This window comes from Mesorhizobium sp. BR115XR7A (assembly GCF_020165315.1).
Lineage (GTDB): Bacteria > Pseudomonadota > Alphaproteobacteria > Rhizobiales > Rhizobiaceae > Mesorhizobium > Mesorhizobium australicum.
Genome location: NZ_JAIUHW010000006.1, coordinates 346577 through 366107, shown reverse-complemented (window position 1 = coordinate 366107; position 19531 = coordinate 346577). Strand labels below are relative to the sequence as shown.

Here is a 19531-nt window from a genome sequence, read left to right as displayed (position 1 = left end):
CCTTCAAATTTCGGTTCAGGCAACGGCGTGGAGACGGGATGGCTTGGCGGCGGGCGACGGCTGCTGGCCGAGATAGAGCGCCCTGATATCCTCGCGCTGGCGAAGATCGGCGGCCGCGCCGGACAGGACCGAGACGCCGTTTTCGAGCACAGTGGCGTGGTCGGCATAGCCAAGCGCGACCGCCGAGTTCTGCTCGGCGACCAGGATCGACAGACCGGTCTCGCGGTTGAGTTTTTTCAGCGTCTGAAAGATGTCTTGCACGATGAGCGGGGCAAGCCCCATCGAGGGCTCGTCGAGAACCAGCAGGCGCGGCCGCGACATCAGCGCGCGGCCGATGGCAGTCATCTGCTGTTCGCCACCGGAGGTGAGGCCGGACAATGTCCGGCGCTTTTCCCTGAGACGCGGAAAATAGGAATAAACCCGTTCGAGATCCGCGTTGATTTCGGCTCGGCGGCCGCTGCGGCCGATGCCGCCGGCGACCAGGTTTTCCTCGACGGTGAGGCTCTTGAAACAGTGACGGCCTTCCAGCACCTGGACCAGCCCGGCGCGTACGAGATCGCCCGGCTTGCGGCGCGAGACATCCGAGCCATCATAGCGGATGGAGCCGGCGTTGACCTGGCCGCGCTCTGCCGGCAGCAGGTTGGAGACGGCCTTCAACGTCGTGGTCTTGCCGGCGCCGTTGGCACCGAGCAGCGCCAGAATCCCACCCCGCCTGATCTCGAAGCTGACGCCATGCAGCGCCGTGATGGCGTTGATATAGGTGGCGTGGACCGCGTCCACGGCCAGGATGATGTCGTCGTTCGGCATGGCTGTTTCCGTGCTTTGCGGATGGGCCGGGCGCCGCGGATGGTGTCCACGGCACCCGGCCCGGAGATCAGTTGGTGGTCACGGCGTTGGCATCGTCGGCGGTGCGCAGCTTGATGCCCTTCTCGGCGGCATAGGCCTCGGCCGACTTCTCGATGATCGGCCGCAGCAGCGCCCAATCCGGCGCGATCCAGTCGGAAACGACGTTCCACTTCTTGCCGTCCCACTGCTGGAAGGTCACGTAGCCCTCGCCCTCGTGGTTATCCCAGCTGACATTGATCGAGTGGAACAGGTCCTTGGCGCCGAGCGTCTCGACCTTGGCCGGGTCGAGCTTGAGGTGTTCGAAGCCCCAGCGGACTTCGTCGCCGGTCAGCGTGCGATGGCCGAACTTCTCCTGCGCGACGCGGATCGCCTCGACATTCAGGATGCCGTTGACGATGCCGAGATTGTGGTAGACAGAGCCGATGCGCGACTTGTCTTCGAGATTGCCCTTGCCGGCGCCGTAGACGGTCTTCACGATCTCCTGCACCACCGGATAGGTGTTGCCCGAGGCCTGGGTGGTGATGGCGGTGTAGCCCTTGGCGGCATCGCCGGCGGGGATGACGTCCTCTTCCGAATTCGACCAGACATTGCCGACGATGTGGTCGACGGGATAGCCGACCTTGACCGCCGTCTTCAGCGCCACCGGGTTCATCACGCCCCAGCCGCGCAGGACGACGAAATCAGGCTTGGCGCGGCGGATGGCCAGCCATTGCGACTGCTGTTCGTTGCCGGGATGCGGGACCTCGATCTGCTGCACGGTGAAGCCATATTTCTGCGCCAGCAAATCATATATCGGGATGGTCTCCTTGCCGTAGGGCGAGCCGTGATAGAGCACGACGATCTTCTTGCCCTTGAGCTTGTCGATGCCGCCTTCCTTGGCGGCGATATAGTTCACGATCCCTGACGTCTCGCTGTAGGGGTTGAGCAGCAGCGGGAAGACGTCAGGGAAGACGCGCCCGTCCGTGGAGTCGGTGCGGCCATGGTTGACCGTGATCAGCGGCACTTTGTCGGCGGTGATACGGTCGATCATCGCATAGGCGATGCCCACTGAGAGCGGGTTCCAGGCAGCGGCACCCGCATGGCTCTTCTGCCGCTCGTAGCATTCGACGCCGCGCTCGACCTCATACTGGGTCTCGCACTCGTCCCAGGTCAGCTTGACGCCGTTGACGCCGCCGTCGCGGATGTTGATGAGGTTGAGATAATCGATGAAGCCGCCGAAGAAGCCGGTGCCGCCGGCCGCGTAGGGTCCGACGCGATAGCTCTGCAGCGGGAAATATTGTTCGTCGGCATGAGCTGATGGCAAGGCCACCGACACGATCATCGCCGCGGACAAAGCCGCCGCCTTGATGGTGCTGAGGAAGGTCATGGCTAGGTACTCCCGGTATGGGCCGTCTTTGGTCCGGCCTCTGGTTCATCTTCGAATAGGATTCTGGACTGCGAGGGCTCAGGTCGATTGCCAAGCGAACAGGAGCCGTCTTCGGATCCTGTCCCACAGGGCCACCAGCCCGTCGGGTTCGAGGATCAGAAACAGGATGATGAGGACGCCGAGCACGATGCGCTGGCTCATGTCGAGCACGCCCGAGTCGAAGACATCGCCAAGCAGGAAGCCGCCGAGGCGCGACAGTGCGAGCGGAAAGACCACGATCAGGGCGGCGCCGAAGAATGCGCCGCGGATCGAGGCGAGGCCGCCGATGATGATGATGAACATTATCTGGAACGAGCGGTCGAGATCGAAGCCATCCGGCTCTACGGTCCTGAGATAAGCGAACGCCCAGATGACACCGGCGACGCCGATGACGAAGGACGAGATGGCAAAGGCCAGAAGCTTGGTCTTCAAGACCGGGATGCCGATGATGCGGGCGGCGGTCTCGTTGTCGCGGATGGCGATGAAGTTTCGTCCCGTCTGCGACGACACTAGCCGATAGGCGAAGAAGGTCAGGATGACGACGATGGTCAGCGCAAAGAAATAGCGGTCGACGGGGCCATCGAGTGTGAAGCCCGAAATCGAAAGCCTCGGCGCGTCGATGACGCCGGATGCAGAGTTGTTGGAAAACCAGCTGAACTTGGTCAGCGCCCATTGCACGAAGAACTGCGCGGCAAGCGTCGAAACCGCGAGGTAAAACCCTTTCAGCCGCAGGCTCGGCAAGCCGAAGACGATGCCGATCGCGGCGGCCACGATGCCGGCGAGGAAAATGCTGCCGATCAGTGGCAGGCCTTCGACGCGCAGGTTGAAATTATAGGCGGCAAAGACGCCTGCCGCCATGAAAGCGGCGCTACCCAGCGAAACCTGGCCGGCATAGCCGGTCAGGATGTTGAGGCCGACACCGGCGAGGCTGAGTGCCAGGAACGGCAGCAGGATGGCCTCGAACAGGTAGCTCGAGCCGATCAGCGGCACGACGCCATAGGCGAAGGCGAGCAGGAGTACGGGGGCCACCCATTTCGGCAGCACCGTCACGGCGGAAAAGTCGCTTGCAATCGCGGCCATGGCTCAGACCCTTTCGACGAGCTTCTGGCCGAACAGGCCGGAAGGACGGATCAGGAGGAAGACAAGCGCGACGACATAGGCGAACCAGCTCTCGATGCCGCCGCCGAAATAATCGCCGATATAGACCTCGGCGAGCTTCTCGCTGGCGCCGATCAGGAGCCCGCCGACAATGGCGCCAAGAATGGAATCGAAGCCGCCAAGCACCAGCACCGGCAGCGCCTTGAGCACCACCAGCGACAGCGAGAACTGCACCCCTAGGCGGGCGCCCCAGAGCAGCCCGGCGACCAGCGCGACCAGGCCGGCCGCCGCCCAGACGGTGGCCCAGATCAGTGGCAGACGCAGGCCAACCGCGAGTGCGGCGAACTGGTCGTCCGCGACGGCGCGGAAGGCGAGGCCGATGCGGGTGTAGCGGAAGAACAGCGACAGCAGGAGAACCATGCCGGCCGCGACCACCGCCGCAAAAATATCGAACTGACTGATCAGCACGCCGCCGACTTCCAGCGGCACATCGTCGATGCCGAGGTCAAGACCATGGACCTGCGTGCCCCAGATCAGTTGGGCGGCGCCCTCGATGATGTAGGACAGTCCAAGCGTCGCCATGAACAGGGTGATCGGTGGCTTGTTGGTTAGCGGCCTCAGCACCGTGCGCTCGATGGCGATGCCGATCGCCACCATGATGGCGAACGTTGCCACCAACGCCAGTGCAAACGGAACACCGCGTTCGACAAGGCTGACGAAGGTAAGGGCGGCGAACAGCAGCATCGCGCCTTGGGCGAAGTTGAGCACGCCCGAGGTCTTGTAGATCAGCACGAAGCCGATCGCGACCAGCGAATACATGACGCCGGAGAGCAGCCCGCCGACGAGCACCTCGATGAAGAACTGATAGTCGAAGTCGGCGATCATATGCCCGCCCCGTCCTCATTGTCTGAGGCGACGCCCAGATAGGCATCGATGACGCGCTGGTCGTTGCGGACCTCGTCGGGTGTGCCGTCGGCGATCTTGCGGCCATGGTCGAGAACGGCGACCCGGTCGGACAGGCCCATGACGACGCCGACATCGTGTTCGATCAGGACGACGGTGGTGGCAAAGCGGTCACGCGCTGCGCGCACGAAAGCAGCCATTTCGCTTTTCTCACCTGATGTCATGCCGGCCATCGGTTCGTCGAGCAGCAGCAGGCGCGGCTCCGCGACCAGCGCCCGGGCGAGTTCGACCCGCTTCCGCAGCCCGTAGGGCAGCGTGCCGGCAAGACGATCGCGCACGGCGGTGAGGTCGAGAAATTCGAGAATCTGATCGGCGCGGCTGCGTGTCTCACGTCGCTCGCCGCGCGATCGTCCGATGCCGAGCACCTGGCCGGCGAAGTTGGAACGGACCTTGTAGGCAAGGCCGGTGGCGACATTGTCGAGGACGCTCAGTCCCTTGAACAAAGCAAGGTTCTGGAAAGTCCGGGCGACGCCGAGATGCGCCAGCCGCTGCGTCGGCACCTGCGCATAGTCGATTCCGGCAAGCTGGACCTGGCCGCGATCCGGCCGGTAGACACCGCTGATGACATTGATCAGCGAGCTCTTGCCGGCGCCGTTCGGGCCGATAATGGCGCGGATTTCACCTGATCGAACAGACAGATCGATGTCGGCCAGCGCGACGACGCCGCCGAACGACAGGCCGATGGCCTGGAGTGAAAGCATCGGAGATGTGGCCACCGCAGTGCCTGTTACCGGTGCGGTATGACCTTCGGACGGCTGCAGCGCCGAGGGCAGGCCGCGCGCGAAAACTTCCGGCGCATAGACCGAGGCTTCCATCACGCCTATGGCATAGCTGGGCAACGGCATTCCAATCGTCCTCGATTTCGCCCGCAGGCGCACGAATTCTCGATGCCGCCCGAAAAGATCGAGCGCGCTTGAAAACCTTCATTCGGGTGCTGGCCGGATTACCCGGCCAGCCTTGGAGAGATGACTATTCCGCTGCCAGCGAAGCCGCCTGCCCGGCATCCTCCAGCTCGCGAACGAGCGGGATGACATGCTTGCCGAAATACTCGACCTCTTCCTGGAAATGCAGGAAGCCGAGCAGGATGAGATCGGCGCCGGCGCTCTTCAAATCGACGATGCGCTCGGCAACCTGTCTCGGTGTGCCGATCAGGTTGGAGCGAAAACCGTCATTGTACTGGACGAGGTCGTCGAAGGAGGACTTCGCCCAATTGCCCTCGCCTTCCGGCGAGGCCTTGCCGGCGTTCTTGACCTCGTGGCCGAAGGCGTTGACCGCTTCCGGATTGGCCCTGGCGATGATCTCGGCAAGCACCGCCTTGGCCTCGTGCTCGGTCTCGCGCACAATGGCGAAGGCGTTGACGCCGACCTTGACGGAATGATTGCTGGCCTTTGCCTTGGTCTTGAGATCATCGACCTGTTTGGCGATTTCGGCCGGCGTGTTGCCGTTGGTGAAATACCAGTCGGAGACGCGTGATGCCATGTCGCGTGCCGCGCGCGACGAGCCGCCCTGGAATATCTCGGGCAGCGGCCGCGGCGGCTTCGGTTTCAGCGAGTATTCGTTGAAGCGGTAGAAGTCGCCTCGGAAGGTGAAGCTGTCTTCAGTCCATATACCGCGCAGCGCACGGATGAATTCCTCGGAGCGACGGTAGCGCTCATCATGGTCGAGCCAATGCTCACCGATTGCGTGGAATTCGCCACGGAACCAGCCGGAGACGAGATTGATGGCGACACGGCCGTTGGTCAGGTAGCTGATGGTGGCAATCTGCTTGGCCGCCAGCGCGGGATTCCAAGGGCCGGGCAGGATCGCGGCGATCACCTTCAGCGTCGTGGTGGCGGCCAGCAGGTCATGGCTGAATGCCACCGATTCATGCTGCTCGTCGGCGCCGTAGCCGGCGGTGAAACGGATCTGGCTCAGCGCGTAGTCGAAACCGGCCTTTTCGGCGATCTGTGCCAGCTTGCGGTTGTACTCGGCTGAATGGCTGGTGCGCTGCTCGATGTCGGAGATCACCAGGCCGCCCGAAACATTGGGCACCCAGTAGGCGAATTTGACCGCTTCGGTTCCTGCATGTGCCATGAATTGTCTCCCAGTCAGGCTGTTGATCGGTCCAGCCGCAGCCAGATGTCGGTATTTATTATGTTTATGGAATTTATATACAAAGTAGGATTTTCCGTTTTTGGCGCACTTGCGGGACGGAAATACCAATTTTGCCCAGCCATGCCGGCTTGCGGTTGTCAGCCCGCGACCGCAACGCCCCCGGCATTGGGGCCAACCGCTCCGCCTGAAGAAGATGTGTCGAGCAGCCCCGCGATCTCGGCCGAGACCCTTTGGGCATGCCGAGCGACCTCCGGCAGGCCCATGAGTTCGCCAAAGGTGCCTCGCGCCAGCGGACCGGCGACGAAAAGCCCGGCAACCGCCTTGTCATCGCCACCGACGGCGCGACTATCGAGGCCGGTCTCGATACCGAGCCCGTATGCGTCCGCCCTGATCAGACTGGCCTCAGTCAGGGAACGCAGCGCCGGATTTGACTGGAGCGCCTGCCCATGGGCCGGCCCTGTCGTGTTGATGACGGCATCGAAGCTTGCCGTCTCGATGTGCGTCTGTCCGCGCCGTTGGAAGCTGACCGCGAGGCTGTCGCCCTCGTCGTTCGACGCGACAAGCCGGGCTGCAATGGTGTCGAATGTGCCGGCGGTCTGACGGCGGTCGAGCACGGAAGCCACCTGCGGTGCGATCCTGAAGCGATGCACGTCCCAAAACACGCGCAGCTGGCGGACCAGCCTTGCCCGCTCTGGCGGAGCGAGGGCGGACCACAGCACCGGCCCTTGCATGCGCAATTGGTCAAAGACCGACTGCCAGTTGACGTTGGCGGCTCGCGCCGCGGCCAGCGTGGCGCGAATGTTCTTCAGCAGGCCAAGTGCGGATGTGGCCGGCACCGACGCAAAGTCGCCGAAGGGCTCATGTCTGATATCCGGGTGGGCGCGCGAACGCAGTCCGCGGCGCGACAGCGCCAGGATGCGGCCGCGATGACCCCGGCGGTCAAGCTCGGCCACCATGTCGGCCGAGGTCAGTCCGGAGCCGACGATCAGGACCGACGCCTCCGGCCCGATCCCAGCGAGTGCCGACGGCGCGTAGGGATCGGCGATGAAGCCAGGTGCTTCAGCCAACAGGGCAAGTGCTGCCGGGATGGCCGGCAGAGGATGAGTCGCGGCGAGCACGAGGATGTCGGCCGCGACAGGTCCGGCTAAGGTCTGTACGGTCCAGCCCGCGCCGTTGGCTCGAATTACCCGGGTGGCCTGAGCTTCGACATGACGAATAGCGCCCGAGTCGAGCCAAGGTGCGAGCTGCTCGGCGACATAGCGACCGAACACCCGCCGGCGCGGAAATACGTCGCCGTTCTTCCACAGCGCATCCGGGTCCCGCTCGATTTCGCCACTGCCGGCCAGCCAGCGCGCAAAATGCTGCTGGTCTTCGGGAACCATGCTCATCCGGACGGCCGGGACGTTGACTCGGTGCGACGGCTCATCGCTGGAATAGGCAAGACCGCCGCCGAGCGCGGAACGCGGTTCGATCACCGAGATCGACAGGCGCTCCGGCCTATGCGCCCGCGCAAGGTGCCAAGCGACCGCCGCGCCGGAAAAACCACCGCCGATTATGGCGACGCGCGATCGGCGGACCGGAGGCAGCGCGTTCACGAGGCGCTGGCGAGCGACTTCGGCCGATGGTCACCGGCAATGGTCTCGCCGAACGGCCCGGTATTGACCGACGACCCGGCCGACTTGACCGGATGATCGGTCGGCAGTTTCGGCAGCACCAGTTCGCCGAAGCGATAGGCTTCCTCCAGATGCGGATAGCCGGACAGGATGAAGGTGTCGATGCCGAGGCGGCGGTATTCATCGATGCGCTCGGCGATCGTATCCGGGTCGCCGACCAGTGCCGTTCCCGCACCGCCGCGCACCAGGCCGACGCCGGCCCATAGATTGGGCGCGATCTCGAGCTTGTCACGGTTGCCGCCATGCAGCGCGCTCATGCGCGCTTGGCCGACCGAATCCATGCGGCCGAACACTTTCTGCGCCGAAGCGATCGTCGCGTCGTCGAGCCGACTGATCAGGCTGGCGGCGGCGGCCCAGGCCCGTTCAGTGGTTTCACGGGCGATGACATGCAGACGAATGCCGAAGGAGAGTTTGCGGCCGGCCTTGTCGGCCAGTCCGCGCACGGCATCGAGCTTGCGTCCGACGTCGGCCGGGGGTTCGCCCCAGGTCAGATATTTGTCGATTTCCTGCGCCGCGACTGCCGATCCAGCATCCGATGAGCCACCGAAATAGAGCGGCGGATAGGGCGCCTGCACCGGCGGGAACAGCAACCTTCCGTCCTCGATGCGGAAATGCTTGCCCTGGTGCTCGACCGTCTCACCGCTCAGCACCCGTTTGTAGATCCGGAGGAATTCCTGCGTCACCTCATAGCGCTCGGCATGCGAGAGAAAGATCCCATCGCCCTTGTTTTCCAGCGGATCGCCGCCGGTGACGACATTGATCAGCAGGCGGCCGTTGGAGATGCGGTCGAGCGTGGCTGTCATGCGCGCGGCAAGCGTCGGCGACTGCAAGCCGGGCCGCACGGCGACGAGGAAACGCAGCCGCTCTGTCAGGGGCGCCAGCGCCGACGCAATCACCCAGGAATCCTCGCAGGCCCGGCCGGTCGGCAACAGCACGCCGTAATAGCCAAGCGTGTCGGCCGCTTTCGCCACTTGCGACAGATAGGGCAGATCGACGGCCCTGCCGCCCTCGGTCGTGCCGAGATAACGGCTGTCGCCATGCGTCGGCAGGAACCAGAGAACCTTGATGCGGTCAGGGACATCTTGGGTCATGCCTTGCCTCCTGTGGTTCGGTGGTAGCGGCCCGGCTCCGGCACGGTTGAGAGTAAACGCGGAAATGCTGGCATGGCGTGGTCCTGTGCAGGAAACAGATCGCCCATGCAGATTGCTTATTCTATAAATTCTGTAGAGTTTGTTTATTCTAAATTCGTGCACGCAATTGGAAATTCTTCCTCATGCCCGCCGCCTGCGAGCGGAGAGGGCCGGCTCGACCGCGTTGACGTTGTCCTTGCGCCGCCTTGGAAGGGTTGGCGGCCTCCTTCCAGGCGTCGAGTGACTTGGCCACCCCCTCCATTGTCGACAGGGACGCCTCCGCATTGGGTGCATTCCAATTTACGTTCCAATATACTCCGATCATTTCTGGTGAACGAACGCTGCGGATTTGCCATGGACCTTGACCCTTCGACCCTCAATCGGGCTTTGCCGCTGCGCGATCAGATCTATCAGAAGATCCGCAACCTGATCGTCGTCGGACAGATGAAGCCGGGGGAAGTGATCAACGAGGTGGCCATCGCCGAAGCGCTCGGCGTTTCGCGCACCCCGGTGCGGGAAGCGGTGAAGCGCATCAGCGACGAAGGCCTGGTCAATATCCTGGCGCAGACCGGCACCTATGTCGCGCCGATCAGCCGCGCCGACCTCGAGGAGGCCTACGTCATCCGGCGGGCGCTGGAAATGGAGAGCGCCAGGCGCGCGGCCATCAAGCTCACGCCGGCATCCGCCGAATTGCTGGAGGACAATATGGCGGCGCACAAGCTCGCCATCGCGCGCGGCCGATATGCCACCGCGATCCAACTCGACGATGTCTTTCATCGCACCATCGCCGAAATCTGCGGCCTGCCGATGATCTGGCGAGCGGTCGACATCTCCAAGGCGCAGATGGACCGCGGCCGCTATCTCGCCATTCCAAAGCCCGGCTATGGCGAACAGACGATCGAGCAGCACGAAACCATTCTCGATGCCCTGAAGCGGCACGATGCCGAGGGCGCCGCACAAGCGATGGAACACCACCTCGAAACCTCTTTCCGCAACACGCTCGAAGTCGCCGCGGACCTTCTCGGCTGAAGCCTTCTCGGCGTCTGGCAGCGCTGCGGCCCCCGGGACGCTTGACGTCAACGCTTAGTTAGCTTTCCAAGCGGGCGAGTCGTTTGCCAAGCCCGCGCATGAAGCGTAAGATCAGCCATCGGCCGCCGTTTGTCCGGATGCAGCCGACAGTAAGAGGGTACATGCTCTTGCCCGATAGGGAGAAGAGCCATGCCTCAATCCACCTTTCGCAACCATGTTCTGAAAACCCTCACGCCTGAGGATTTCGGGCTTTTACGGCCGTCGATGCATCACGTCGAACTGGCCATCAAAGCCCGGCTGGAGATCGCGCATCAGCCGATCGAGCATGTCTATTTTCCCGAAACCGGTATCGCGTCGGTGGTCGCCGCCATGACCGGAGGGCGGCAAAGCGAAGTCGGCATCATCGGCCGCGACGGCATGACCGGGGTAGCGGTCGTTCTCGGCCAGGACCGATCTCCCAATGAAACCTATATTCAAGTCGCCAGCAACGGCTGGTGTCTGCCGGTTGAACGTCTGCGCATTGCGATTGCCGAGAGCCAGACCCTTCGCCCGTCGCTGCTTCGCTACGCCCACGCATTCCTGGTCCAGTCGTCGCGAACGGCGCTGGTCAATGGCCATTCGAAAATCGAGGAACGGCTCGCCCGCTGGTTGCTGATGGTCAACGATCGCGCTGAAGGAGATATCATCTACCTGACGCATGAATTTCTGGCGACCATGCTTGGCTCCAGGCGCCCGGGCGTTACCACCGCCCTCCAAATGCTCGAATATCGGGGGCTGGTTCATGCCAAGCGCGGCGAGATCACGATCGTCGACCGTACCGGAATGATAAAACTCACGGATGGTGCCTATGGCGAGGAGGAGCAACAGCACTTCAGCGCAGGGGCTGGCTGATTGTCTGGAACCGGACATAGGCTTGAAGACCACCGAAGTCCTGCCGTAAACCATGTTGGTCAGGGTTCAGGGAGGAATTCTCGATGACCAACTCTTTTCACTCCATCACGGTTGAAAGAGCCGCCGAAGCCTATGTTCTTTCCAGGGGCAAGGCACGCTTTCTCTCCATTGCGCAGGCAATACGCGCCATCCGAACACTCATACCCGCATGCAGGGCTACCGACGGCGAGTTGGAGGAGTTGCTGGCGACCGCATCCCTCGTTCACGGCGTACCCGTGGCGTTCGACACAAACTCGGCCGATGGCGTAGCGCCGCAACTCCATTCGTAGGGGGCGGAGATGCCTGCGCTCGCGCAGACGCCTACCCTGTCGGACGTTCGCCAAGCGATTGTCCGCTGCCTGATCGACACCGTCGACAGGCCGTGCATTTCGATATCCGAGGTGAGCCACGAGGTGAGGAGAATGTTCCCGCTTTGCGAACTCACGGATTGGGAACTTGGCGATCTCATTGCGTGAAGCGCGATCGACGCGGGATTTGCCGTCGAGTTCGGCGCTGACGTTCCGTGATCGCGCAAATCAGGGATCGCCAATGGTTGAACAGGGCGGAGATGTCCCGCCGAAACCCTGGAAGGTAACTGGTGGAGCCAATCGGGATCGAACCGACGACCTCTTGAATGCCATTCAAGCGCTCTCCCAACTGAGCTATGGCCCCACTCCCGGCAGTCAGCCGGCGCCGTTTCCGGCGAGAGATCGGCGCGGGTTGGAAGACCGCGCCGTTAGTGCAGGCGGCTTCTAACCCCGCCATTCCCAGATATCAAGCCTTCATCGGCGGCTTTTTCTTCACAGGGCGTGAAAGCCGGCAAACGCTTACGTTCGAAGCCTTTGTCAGACTTCGTCGTCGTCGTCGCCGACGCCGATCATGTCGGAAACGTCGTCGTCTTCTTCCTCTTCGTCGGCAAGGAAGGTGTCATCCTCGTCGTCGCCGAGGTCGACGTCATCCTCGTCGTCACCGAGATCGGGAAGATCGTCGCTCTTGGCGTCGTCTTCCGCCTCTTCGAGCGAGACGACCTCGACGCCCTCTTCCTCCTCGGCGTCCACTTCCTTCTCGGCCACTTCCTCTTCCTCCTCGACGGCGGCGATCTTGCCTTCCTCGAAATAGGAACGCGGATAGGTCTTGCCCGTATAGGGCGAGACGATCGGGTCCTTGTTCAGGTCGTAGAATTTCCGGCCCGTTTCCGGGTCGATGCGTTTTGTGCCAAGTTCGGTTTTTGCCACGGCAAGCCTCGTCGATAAAAGAGTGGTCCCCTTAACCACAGTTTGCAGCGCTGTCAAAGCGAAAAGCCGGCGTCGCAAAACCAAGCACTGAAAGGCCTCGCGCCAAGTGGCGAGCATGGGGATGACCATTTCGCCTCGCCGTGATACGAGACCGCCGCAACAAATGAAAAGCGCCGGCACGCCGGCAATCCGTCCAGGGAAATTCCATGTCTCACGCCGCCGCTGCCAAGCCGGCCACCGCCCGCAAGTCACCAGCCCTTTCCGGCACGGCCCGCGTGCCGGGCGACAAGTCGATCTCGCACCGCTCCTTCATGTTCGGCGGGCTCGCCTCTGGCGAAACCCGCATCACCGGCCTGCTCGAGGGCGAGGATGTGATGCGCACGGGCGAGGCCATGAAGGCGATGGGCGCGCATATAGAAAAGCGCGGCACCGAGTGGGTGATCCGCGGCACCGGCAACGGCGCGCTGCTGCAGCCAGAAGGTCCGCTCGATTTCGGCAATGCCGGCACCGGCTCGCGGCTGACCATGGGCCTTGTCGGCACCTACGACATGGAGACGACTTTTATCGGCGATGCTTCGCTGTCGGGCCGGCCGATGGGTCGCGTGCTCGAACCGCTGCGTCAGATGGGCGTGCAGGTGCTCAAAGCCACGCCCGGCGACCGCATGCCGATCACGTTGCATGGGCCGAAGCACGCGGCCCCGATCACCTACCGCGTGCCGATGGCCTCGGCGCAGGTGAAGTCGGCGGTGCTGCTGGCCGGGTTGAACACGCCCGGCATCACCACCGTCATCGAACCTGTCATGACGCGCGACCACACGGAAAAGATGCTCAAGGGCTTTGGCGCCAACCTGTCGGTCGAGACCGACGAACGCGGCGTGCGCCACATCTTCATCGAAGGCCAGGGCAAGCTGACCGGCCAGACCATCGCCGTGCCGGGTGACCCGTCCTCGGCCGGCTTCCCGCTGGTGGCGGCGCTGATCGTGCCGGGTTCCGACATTGTCATCGAAAACGTGCTGATGAACCCGACCCGCACCGGGTTGCTTCTCACGCTGCAGGAAATGGGCGGTCAGATCGACATCTTGAACCCGCGCAATGCCGGCGGCGAGGATGTCGCGGACCTGCGCGTTCGTTACTCCGAGCTGAAAGGCGTCGCCGTGCCGCCCGAGCGGGCGCCGTCGATGATCGACGAATACCCGGTGCTGGCCGTTGCCGCCAGCTTCGCCGAGGGCGAGACGCTGATGCAGGGGCTGGAGGAACTTCGGGTGAAGGAATCCGACCGGCTGTCGGCGGTCGCCAACGGGCTGAAGCTCAACGGCGTCGACTGCACCGAGGGCGAAGCTTCGCTTGCCGTGCGCGGCAAACCAGGCGGCAGGGGATTGGGCGGCCACCCCAACGGCCGGGATACGACGGTGCAGACCCATCTCGACCACCGCATCGCCATGAGCTTTCTGGTGATGGGATTGGCAACGGAAAAGCCTGTCACCATCGACGACCAGGCGATGATCGCGACGAGCTTTCCGGAGTTCATGGAACTGATGACGGGGCTGGGCGCGGAAATCGAGTGATAGTGGCAATCGCAAACCTTGGGGATTGGCTGGCGACATCCCGTGCTTCGTCATCCTGGGGCGAAGCAAGGAGCGCAGCGACGCGGCGCAGACCCCAGGATGACGAAGTCGCGGGGGCCTGCTTCCATGCGTAAGGCGTCTGCATGCCAATGACCCACCCCTTCACCATCGCCATCGACGGACCGGCCGGCGCGGGCAAAGGCACGCTCGCCCGCCGTCTCGCCGATCACTACCGCCTCAACCTGCTCGACACCGGCCTGACCTATCGCGCTGTCGCCCATGCGCTGCTGCGGCTGGGCCTACCGCTCGACAATGTCTCGGCGGCAGAAACCGCCGCCCGCCAGGTCGATCTGGCAAAGCTCGACCGCGCGGTGCTGTCGGCGCATGCGGTTGGGGAGGCCGCCTCGAAGGTCGCGGTTTTCCCTACGGTGCGGCGCATCCTGGTCGAAAAGCAGCGCGACTTCGCAAGGACGCCGCCGGGCGCGGTGCTGGACGGGCGCGACATCGGCACGGTCGTGTGCCCCGACGCCGACATAAAACTCTATGTGACGGCAAGTGCCGAGGTGCGCGCGAAGCGCAGGCTGGCCGAGATCGAAAGCATCGGCGGCACCGCCGATTTCGCCGAAATCCTTGCCGATATCCAGCGTCGCGACGAGCGCGACATGGGCCGGGCGGACTCGCCGCTGAAGCCGGCGGCCGACGCGCACTTGCTTGATACCAGCGAAATGGCTATAGAAGCCGCGTTTCTCGCGGCCATGTCCGTCATCGACGACGTGCTGGCCCAGAGAAACAAGGCCTGATCCGGGTTTCATGCTGCTTCCGGTTGCCGGAGGCGAAGAAAATACCCATATCGGGCACGAACCAGCCTGCCAGCATTCTTCATGCGCCGGAATTGCCGCTTGAAAAGCGGCCCAGGGCTTTTGCAGCCCGGAACGCCGGCAGGCCAACGCAACGCTAGCCCACGGCGCCCGCCCCGCGAAAAATGCGGGGTACTCCAGGAGAAACAATGTCTGCTGCAAATCCCACTCGCGATGATTTCGCGAGCCTGCTCGAAGAATCATTTACCACCGGTCATTCCGGCGAAGGCCAAGTCGTCAAGGGCACGATTCTGGCGATCGAAAAAGACATGGCCATCATCGATGTCGGCCTCAAGGTCGAAGGCCGTGTGCCGCTGAAGGAATTCGGCGTAAAGGGCAAGGACTCGACGCTCAAGGTCGGCGACACCGTCGAAGTCATGGTCGAGCGCATCGAAAATGCGCTGGGCGAGGCCGTGCTATCGCGCGACAAGGCACGCCGCGAGGAGAGCTGGGTCAAGCTCGAAGAGAAGTTCACCAAGGGCGAGCGCGTCGAAGGCGTCATCTTCAACCAGGTCAAGGGCGGCTTCACCGTCGACCTCGACGGCGCCGTGGCCTTCCTGCCGCGCAGCCAGGTCGATATTCGCCCGATCCGCGACGTCTCCCCGCTGATGCACAACCCGCAGCCCTTCGAGATCCTCAAGATGGATCGCCGCCGCGGCAACATCGTCGTGTCGCGCCGTACCGTGCTTGAGGAGAGCCGCGCCGAACAGCGTTCGGAAATCGTGCAGAACCTCGAGGAAGGCCAGGTTGTCGAAGGCGTCGTCAAGAACATCACCGATTACGGTGCGTTCGTCGACCTCGGCGGCATCGACGGCCTGCTGCATGTCACCGACATGGCATGGCGCCGCGTCAACCATCCGACCGAAATCCTCAACATTGGTCAGACGGTCAAGGTGCAGATCATCCGCATCAACCAGGAAACCCACCGCATCTCGCTCGGCATGAAGCAGCTCGAGAGCGATCCGTGGTCCGAGATCGGCACCAAGTTCCCGATCGGCAAGAAGATCAAGGGCACCGTCACCAACATCACCGACTACGGCGCGTTCGTCGAGCTGGAGCCGGGCATCGAGGGCCTTATCCACGTTTCGGAAATGTCGTGGACCAAGAAGAACGTGCATCCCGGCAAGATCCTGTCGACAACGCAGGAAGTCGACGTGGTGGTGCTCGAAGTCGATCCGGCCAAGCGCCGCATCTCGCTCGGCCTCAAGCAGACGCTCGAGAACCCGTGGCAGGCTTTCGCCTCGAGCCATCCGGTTGGCAGCCAGGTCGAGGGCGAGGTCAAGAACAAGACCGAGTTCGGCCTGTTCATCGGCCTCGAAGGCGACGTGGACGGCATGGTGCACCTGTCCGACCTCGACTGGACCCGTCCGGGCGAGCAGGTCATCGAAGAGTACAATCGCGGCGACATGGTCAAGGCGCAGGTGCTCGACGTCGACATCGACAAGGAGCGCATCTCGCTCGGCATCAAGCAGCTGGCCAAGGACACGGTCGGCGAAGCCGCCACGTCAGGCGAACTGCGCAAGAACGCCGTCGTTACCTGCGAAGTCATCGGCGTCAAGGATGGCGGTCTGGAAGTGCGGCTGGTCGACAGCGGCATCGAGACCTTCATCAAGCGCTCCGACCTCAGCCGCGATCGCGACGAGCAGCGCCCCGAGCGCTTCACCGTCGGCCAGAAGGTCGACGCCCGCGTCATCGCCTTCGACAAGAAGACCCGCAAGCTGCAGGTCTCGATCAAGGCGCTGGAAATCGCCGAAGAGAAGGAAGCCGTCGCACAGTACGGCTCGACCGACTCCGGCGCTTCGCTGGGCGACATCCTGGGTGCCGCGCTGAAGAAGCAGGGCAACTAAGGATTCACCGCTTGCCGCACGATTTTCGTGCGGCTTGAACAAAGACCCCGCCGGAGCGATCCGGCGGGGTCTTTCTTTACGGCAAGATAAACTTCCTCGCGTATTTGGCAGTCGTCCCGGGGAAGCCTTCCATGAGCAATGACCACGACAGGGCCGCAGCGCAATCTTCGTGGCTGCCGCGTCTTTATATGAGCGCACCGGCCCTTTTCTGCTTCTGCGGCATGGTGACGGTGATGATCGTCCTCTGGTCCCTGGGCTTCCGGCTCAATGCCGATGCGGACGACCTTCTCAAAATACACGAGATCCGCACCTTGCTCGAGACCGGGAATATCTTCGACCGGACAATGCCCGGCATTGCCCAGCCCGAGCCCTACATCTCGCACTGGCCATGGATCGTGGACCTGCCCTATGCCGCATTTGCGTGGCTGCTCGCGCCGTTCGCCGGCTTCGAGCCGGCGCTGATGGCAGCAAGCTTTGTCGTGCCGCTGCTCCTGTTTGTACCCGCGCTCTACTTCTACAACCGGCTGATTGTCGCGATGGGCTTTGCCTGTCCGGCCATTGCATTGCCGTTGGCCTTGATCTTCGCCGCGCGCACCTTCTTCGAATACGCGCCGGGGCGGATCGACTATCACAATCTGCAGATATTGCTTCTGCTTGCCGCCCTGGTCCTGTTGCTGTCGCGGAATCGCCTTTCGCCCTTCGTCAACGGCTTGCTGACAGCCCTGGCAATCGCGATCAGCGCCGAGTTCGCACCGTTCTTCGCCCTGGTGATGGCCGTCTACGCCTTCGACTGGATCGCCGGCCGCGACGAGAGTGCGACAGGGATCACCGGCTTTGGAGTGGCCCTGGCGATCGGCGCGATCGGCCTGTTCGCCGCTACCGTCGCGCCCTCGGCTTATGCCGCGGTCAAATGCGATACCTATTCCGCGCCGCATTTGCTGGCGCTGACCGCCGCCGGGCTCTCATTCGCCGTCGTACCTCGGCTTGTCGGCACCCGTGGCGGCTGGGCAATGCGGGCCGCGCTTCTGCTGGTGTTCGCCGCCATCAGCCTGGTGGCGCTGGTGAAACTGTTTCCGCAATGCCTGGACGGCCCTTACGCGTCGATGGACGCCTATGTCCGCGACAACATGCTCAACAGAATTCTTCAGGAATTGAGCCTGTTTCGGCGCCCCGATTTCGTTCTGTCGTCAGGCTTTCCCAGCATGTTGCTGCTGTTCGTCGGCGCGCTCGCGCCGGTCGTCATCTGCACCGGGTCGCATGGCCGCAGCCGGCCTCTGGTCATACTGGCTCTGTTTTCGCTGCTCGGATTGGTGCTGGCGATCGACTATCTCCGCTACTTCCGCTATCTCCCGATTTTCTCCGGCATCGGCCTGATCTTCGTGCTGGAGAGCCTGCTGCCGCAAGGTTCGGGGCTGCGGCGCTACTTGAAATCTCCCGTGCCGGCGCCATCGCGCAAATACGCATTGATCCTGCCCGGTCTGGTTTTGTCCGTGGCCATGGCGCTGTACCATCTGGCGGTCAGACCCTCCCAAGCGGCGATACCCGCCGCTGAATTCGCCGACAGTTGCGACCTTGATCATTTCGGAGCGCAACGGGGTTGGCCGTCGGGCGCCATCGTCTTTTCGCCACCGCTCATCGGATCGCATTTCGTCGCGCTGGCCGACGGCCCCAAGGTGGTGACGATCCCAAACCACCCTTCGGCCAAGGGCATCGAACGGAGCTACCGCTTTCTCGACCCCATGACCGCCGACCCGCGTGCGATTCTCGACGCGTCGAAGGCGACACATGTCGCGATCTGTGCCTGGCGAGGCGCGCCGTCGCCAGCTCTCGAAGCCGCCTACCCTTTCGCGGCGGCCCTGATGGAAGGCAAGCCGCCGGCTTGGTTGAGGGAGTGTCCCACGGACGCTTCATCGCCGCTGCGTATCTACAGCTACCGCAACGCCGATGGATCCGACGCCGGCTGCCCGGCTTCGACGCTCTCCGCTCAGGCCCTGCCGTAGAGCGGCACCAGCGTTCCGCTCATTGCCTGATTGGCCGGCGAGGCGAGATAGGCGATTGCCTCGGCTGCTGCTTCGAGGCTGACCCATTTGGTGAAATCGGCATCCGGCATGTCGGCGCGGTTCGCCGGCGTGTCGAGCGTCGATGGGGCCACCGCGTTGACCAGGATGCCCTGGGCCTTCAATTCTTCCGCCATCGCCACCGTCATGGCAGCGACCGCCGCCTTGCTGGCCGTATAGGCGACCATGCCGGCGCCGCGGCGCGGGTCGAGCCCGGCGCGTGCCGTGACATTGACGATGCGACCGGCAGTATCCGACGCCAGCATCGAGCGGATGGCGGCGCGGCTGCACAGGAAGGCGGTGCGGGCGTTGGTGTCCATCATCTCGGCAAAGGACGCCGATTCGATCTTCTCCACCGGCGCCATGGCAAAGCCGCCGGCCAGATGGATCGATCCCCACAAGGCAGGGACCTGGCTGTAGAACGCCTCGACCTTGGCGGGGTCCGAGAGATCGACATTGTGCGCCAGTTTGACATTGTCGTGCGTGGTGAAGGGGAAGTGCTGAGGTGCCGCGGCATGCGCGTTCGGCACGTGGCAGATCGCGCCCTGTTCCAGCAGTCTGCCGACCACCGCCCCACCGAGCGCGCCGGTTCCGCCGGTCACAACGATGTGCCTGCCTTCAAGTGTTTCCGTCATCCTGGACCGCTCCTGTCATTTTTATGACTTTTGTCGTTGGTTTGCCGCGCCGACGCGAAGCGTCGCCCCTTTCAGTCGATCACTCAACCGATATCTCGACATGGCAGCCGTCACGTCTTTGCATGCGTCAGGGCATCGCCGAATAACGAAGCCGCCCGGAAGCGGAT

17 protein-coding genes and 1 tRNA gene are annotated in these 19531 nt (G+C 63.3%); 7 read left to right on the top strand and 11 right to left on the bottom strand.

The window, feature by feature from the left end; all coding sequences use genetic code 11:
* Window positions 1-15 precede the first annotated feature (15 nt).
* From LB557_RS15875 to ssuD, 8 genes are all read right to left on the bottom strand, one after another.
* A complete protein-coding gene (locus LB557_RS15875; protein WP_140614961.1) occupies window positions 16-807 on the bottom strand; it encodes an ABC transporter ATP-binding protein in 792 nt (263 codons plus the stop codon).
* 67 nt (window positions 808-874) lie between these two features.
* Window positions 875-2212 (bottom strand): ABC transporter substrate-binding protein, encoded by a 1338-nt coding sequence (locus tag LB557_RS15870; protein WP_224641577.1) that lies wholly within the window; start codon window positions 2210-2212, stop codon window positions 875-877.
* A 78-nt stretch (window positions 2213-2290) separates the two neighbouring features.
* Complete coding sequence (locus LB557_RS15865) at window positions 2291-3331, bottom strand: branched-chain amino acid ABC transporter permease (RefSeq protein ID WP_224641575.1); 1041 nt, start codon at window positions 3329-3331, stop codon at window positions 2291-2293.
* 3 nt (window positions 3332-3334) lie between these two features.
* Window positions 3335-4234: a branched-chain amino acid ABC transporter permease gene (locus LB557_RS15860; protein ID WP_224641573.1), complete on the bottom strand. Its 900-nt coding sequence runs from the start codon at window positions 4232-4234 to the stop codon at window positions 3335-3337.
* Window positions 4231-5157, bottom strand: coding sequence for an ABC transporter ATP-binding protein (locus LB557_RS15855; protein ID WP_015314249.1), 927 nt, complete (start codon window positions 5155-5157; stop codon window positions 4231-4233). Before LB557_RS15855 ends, LB557_RS15860 begins: the two co-directional genes overlap by 4 nt.
* A gap of 124 nt (window positions 5158-5281) precedes the next feature.
* Complete coding sequence (sfnG, locus tag LB557_RS15850) at window positions 5282-6385, bottom strand: dimethylsulfone monooxygenase SfnG (RefSeq protein WP_140614967.1); 1104 nt, start codon at window positions 6383-6385, stop codon at window positions 5282-5284.
* Between the two features lie 158 nt (window positions 6386-6543).
* Window positions 6544-8001, bottom strand: a complete 1458-nt coding sequence (locus tag LB557_RS15845; RefSeq protein WP_224641571.1) for an FAD/NAD(P)-binding protein — start codon at window positions 7999-8001, stop codon at window positions 6544-6546.
* Complete coding sequence (gene ssuD, locus LB557_RS15840) at window positions 7998-9170, bottom strand: FMNH2-dependent alkanesulfonate monooxygenase (RefSeq protein WP_224641569.1); 1173 nt, start codon at window positions 9168-9170, stop codon at window positions 7998-8000. Before ssuD ends, LB557_RS15845 begins: the two co-directional genes overlap by 4 nt.
* 393 nt (window positions 9171-9563) lie before the next feature.
* Between ssuD and LB557_RS15835 the strand changes: the two genes are divergently transcribed.
* The 3 genes from LB557_RS15835 (at window position 9564) to LB557_RS15825 (ending at window position 11458) form a co-directional block, all read left to right on the top strand.
* Window positions 9564-10238 (top strand): GntR family transcriptional regulator, encoded by a 675-nt coding sequence (locus tag LB557_RS15835; protein ID WP_140614973.1) that lies wholly within the window; start codon window positions 9564-9566, stop codon window positions 10236-10238.
* 189 nt (window positions 10239-10427) lie between these two features.
* Window positions 10428-11129 carry a Crp/Fnr family transcriptional regulator gene (locus LB557_RS15830; protein WP_140723333.1) on the top strand — a complete coding sequence of 234 codons (702 nt, stop codon included), beginning with the start codon at window positions 10428-10430 and terminating at the stop codon, window positions 11127-11129.
* Between the two features lie 83 nt (window positions 11130-11212).
* A complete protein-coding gene (locus tag LB557_RS15825) occupies window positions 11213-11458 on the top strand; it encodes a hypothetical protein (RefSeq protein WP_015314254.1) in 246 nt (81 codons plus the stop codon).
* A gap of 306 nt (window positions 11459-11764) precedes the next feature.
* Here LB557_RS15825 and LB557_RS15820 read toward each other — a convergent pair.
* Window positions 11765-11840: transfer RNA gene (locus LB557_RS15820), tRNA-Ala, on the bottom strand.
* 173 nt (window positions 11841-12013) lie between these two features.
* Window positions 12014-12403, bottom strand: coding sequence for a TIGR02300 family protein (locus tag LB557_RS15815; RefSeq protein ID WP_015314256.1), 390 nt, complete (start codon window positions 12401-12403; stop codon window positions 12014-12016).
* Window positions 12404-12609: 206 nt separating this feature from the next.
* On the opposite strand from LB557_RS15815, the gene aroA reads away from it, so the two are divergent.
* From aroA to LB557_RS15795, 4 genes are all read left to right on the top strand, one after another.
* Entirely contained in the window at window positions 12610-13968 is a 1359-nt protein-coding gene (aroA, locus tag LB557_RS15810) for a 3-phosphoshikimate 1-carboxyvinyltransferase (protein WP_224641567.1), read from the top strand.
* Between the two features lie 149 nt (window positions 13969-14117).
* The gene (gene cmk, locus LB557_RS15805; RefSeq protein ID WP_041163245.1) at window positions 14118-14768 is read left to right on the top strand and encodes a (d)CMP kinase; all 651 of its coding nucleotides are present in this window, start codon (window positions 14118-14120) and stop codon (window positions 14766-14768) included.
* Between the two features lie 206 nt (window positions 14769-14974).
* Window positions 14975-16672 carry a 30S ribosomal protein S1 gene (gene rpsA / locus LB557_RS15800; RefSeq protein ID WP_015314259.1) on the top strand — a complete coding sequence of 566 codons (1698 nt, stop codon included), beginning with the start codon at window positions 14975-14977 and terminating at the stop codon, window positions 16670-16672.
* Window positions 16673-16803: 131 nt separating this feature from the next.
* On the top strand, window positions 16804-18672 hold the full coding sequence (locus LB557_RS15795; RefSeq protein ID WP_224641565.1) for a hypothetical protein: 1869 nt from the start codon (window positions 16804-16806) through the stop codon (window positions 18670-18672).
* Here the strand turns inward: LB557_RS15795 and LB557_RS15790 are convergent.
* Window positions 18657-19364 (bottom strand): SDR family NAD(P)-dependent oxidoreductase, encoded by a 708-nt coding sequence (locus LB557_RS15790; protein ID WP_140614983.1) that lies wholly within the window; start codon window positions 19362-19364, stop codon window positions 18657-18659. The genes LB557_RS15795 and LB557_RS15790 overlap by 16 nt on opposite strands.
* Window positions 19365-19531: the final 167 nt, after the last annotated feature.

What these genes read in the sequence shown, in the direction of transcription:
- LB557_RS15875 (WP_140614961.1), bottom strand. Translation starts at nt 807, where the DNA reads ATGCCGAACGACGACATCATCCTGGCCGTGGACGCGGTCCACGCCACC.
- LB557_RS15870 (WP_224641577.1), bottom strand. Translation starts at nt 2,212, where the DNA reads ATGACCTTCCTCAGCACCATCAAGGCGGCGGCTTTGTCCGCGGCGATG.
- LB557_RS15865 (WP_224641575.1), bottom strand. Translation starts at nt 3,331, where the DNA reads ATGGCCGCGATTGCAAGCGACTTTTCCGCCGTGACGGTGCTGCCGAAA.
- LB557_RS15860 (WP_224641573.1), bottom strand. Translation starts at nt 4,234, where the DNA reads ATGATCGCCGACTTCGACTATCAGTTCTTCATCGAGGTGCTCGTCGGC.
- LB557_RS15855 (WP_015314249.1), bottom strand. Translation starts at nt 5,157, where the DNA reads ATGCCGTTGCCCAGCTATGCCATAGGCGTGATGGAAGCCTCGGTCTAT.
- sfnG (WP_140614967.1), bottom strand. Translation starts at nt 6,385, where the DNA reads ATGGCACATGCAGGAACCGAAGCGGTCAAATTCGCCTACTGGGTGCCC.
- ssuD (WP_224641569.1), bottom strand. Translation starts at nt 9,170, where the DNA reads ATGACCCAAGATGTCCCTGACCGCATCAAGGTTCTCTGGTTCCTGCCG.
- LB557_RS15835 (WP_140614973.1), top strand. Translation starts at nt 9,564, where the DNA reads ATGGACCTTGACCCTTCGACCCTCAATCGGGCTTTGCCGCTGCGCGAT.
- LB557_RS15830 (WP_140723333.1), top strand. Translation starts at nt 10,428, where the DNA reads ATGCCTCAATCCACCTTTCGCAACCATGTTCTGAAAACCCTCACGCCT.
- LB557_RS15825 (WP_015314254.1), top strand. Translation starts at nt 11,213, where the DNA reads ATGACCAACTCTTTTCACTCCATCACGGTTGAAAGAGCCGCCGAAGCC.
- aroA (WP_224641567.1), top strand. Translation starts at nt 12,610, where the DNA reads ATGTCTCACGCCGCCGCTGCCAAGCCGGCCACCGCCCGCAAGTCACCA.
- cmk (WP_041163245.1), top strand. Translation starts at nt 14,118, where the DNA reads ATGACCCACCCCTTCACCATCGCCATCGACGGACCGGCCGGCGCGGGC.
- rpsA (WP_015314259.1), top strand. Translation starts at nt 14,975, where the DNA reads ATGTCTGCTGCAAATCCCACTCGCGATGATTTCGCGAGCCTGCTCGAA.
- LB557_RS15795 (WP_224641565.1), top strand. Translation starts at nt 16,804, where the DNA reads ATGAGCAATGACCACGACAGGGCCGCAGCGCAATCTTCGTGGCTGCCG.
- LB557_RS15790 (WP_140614983.1), bottom strand. Translation starts at nt 19,364, where the DNA reads ATGACGGAAACACTTGAAGGCAGGCACATCGTTGTGACCGGCGGAACC.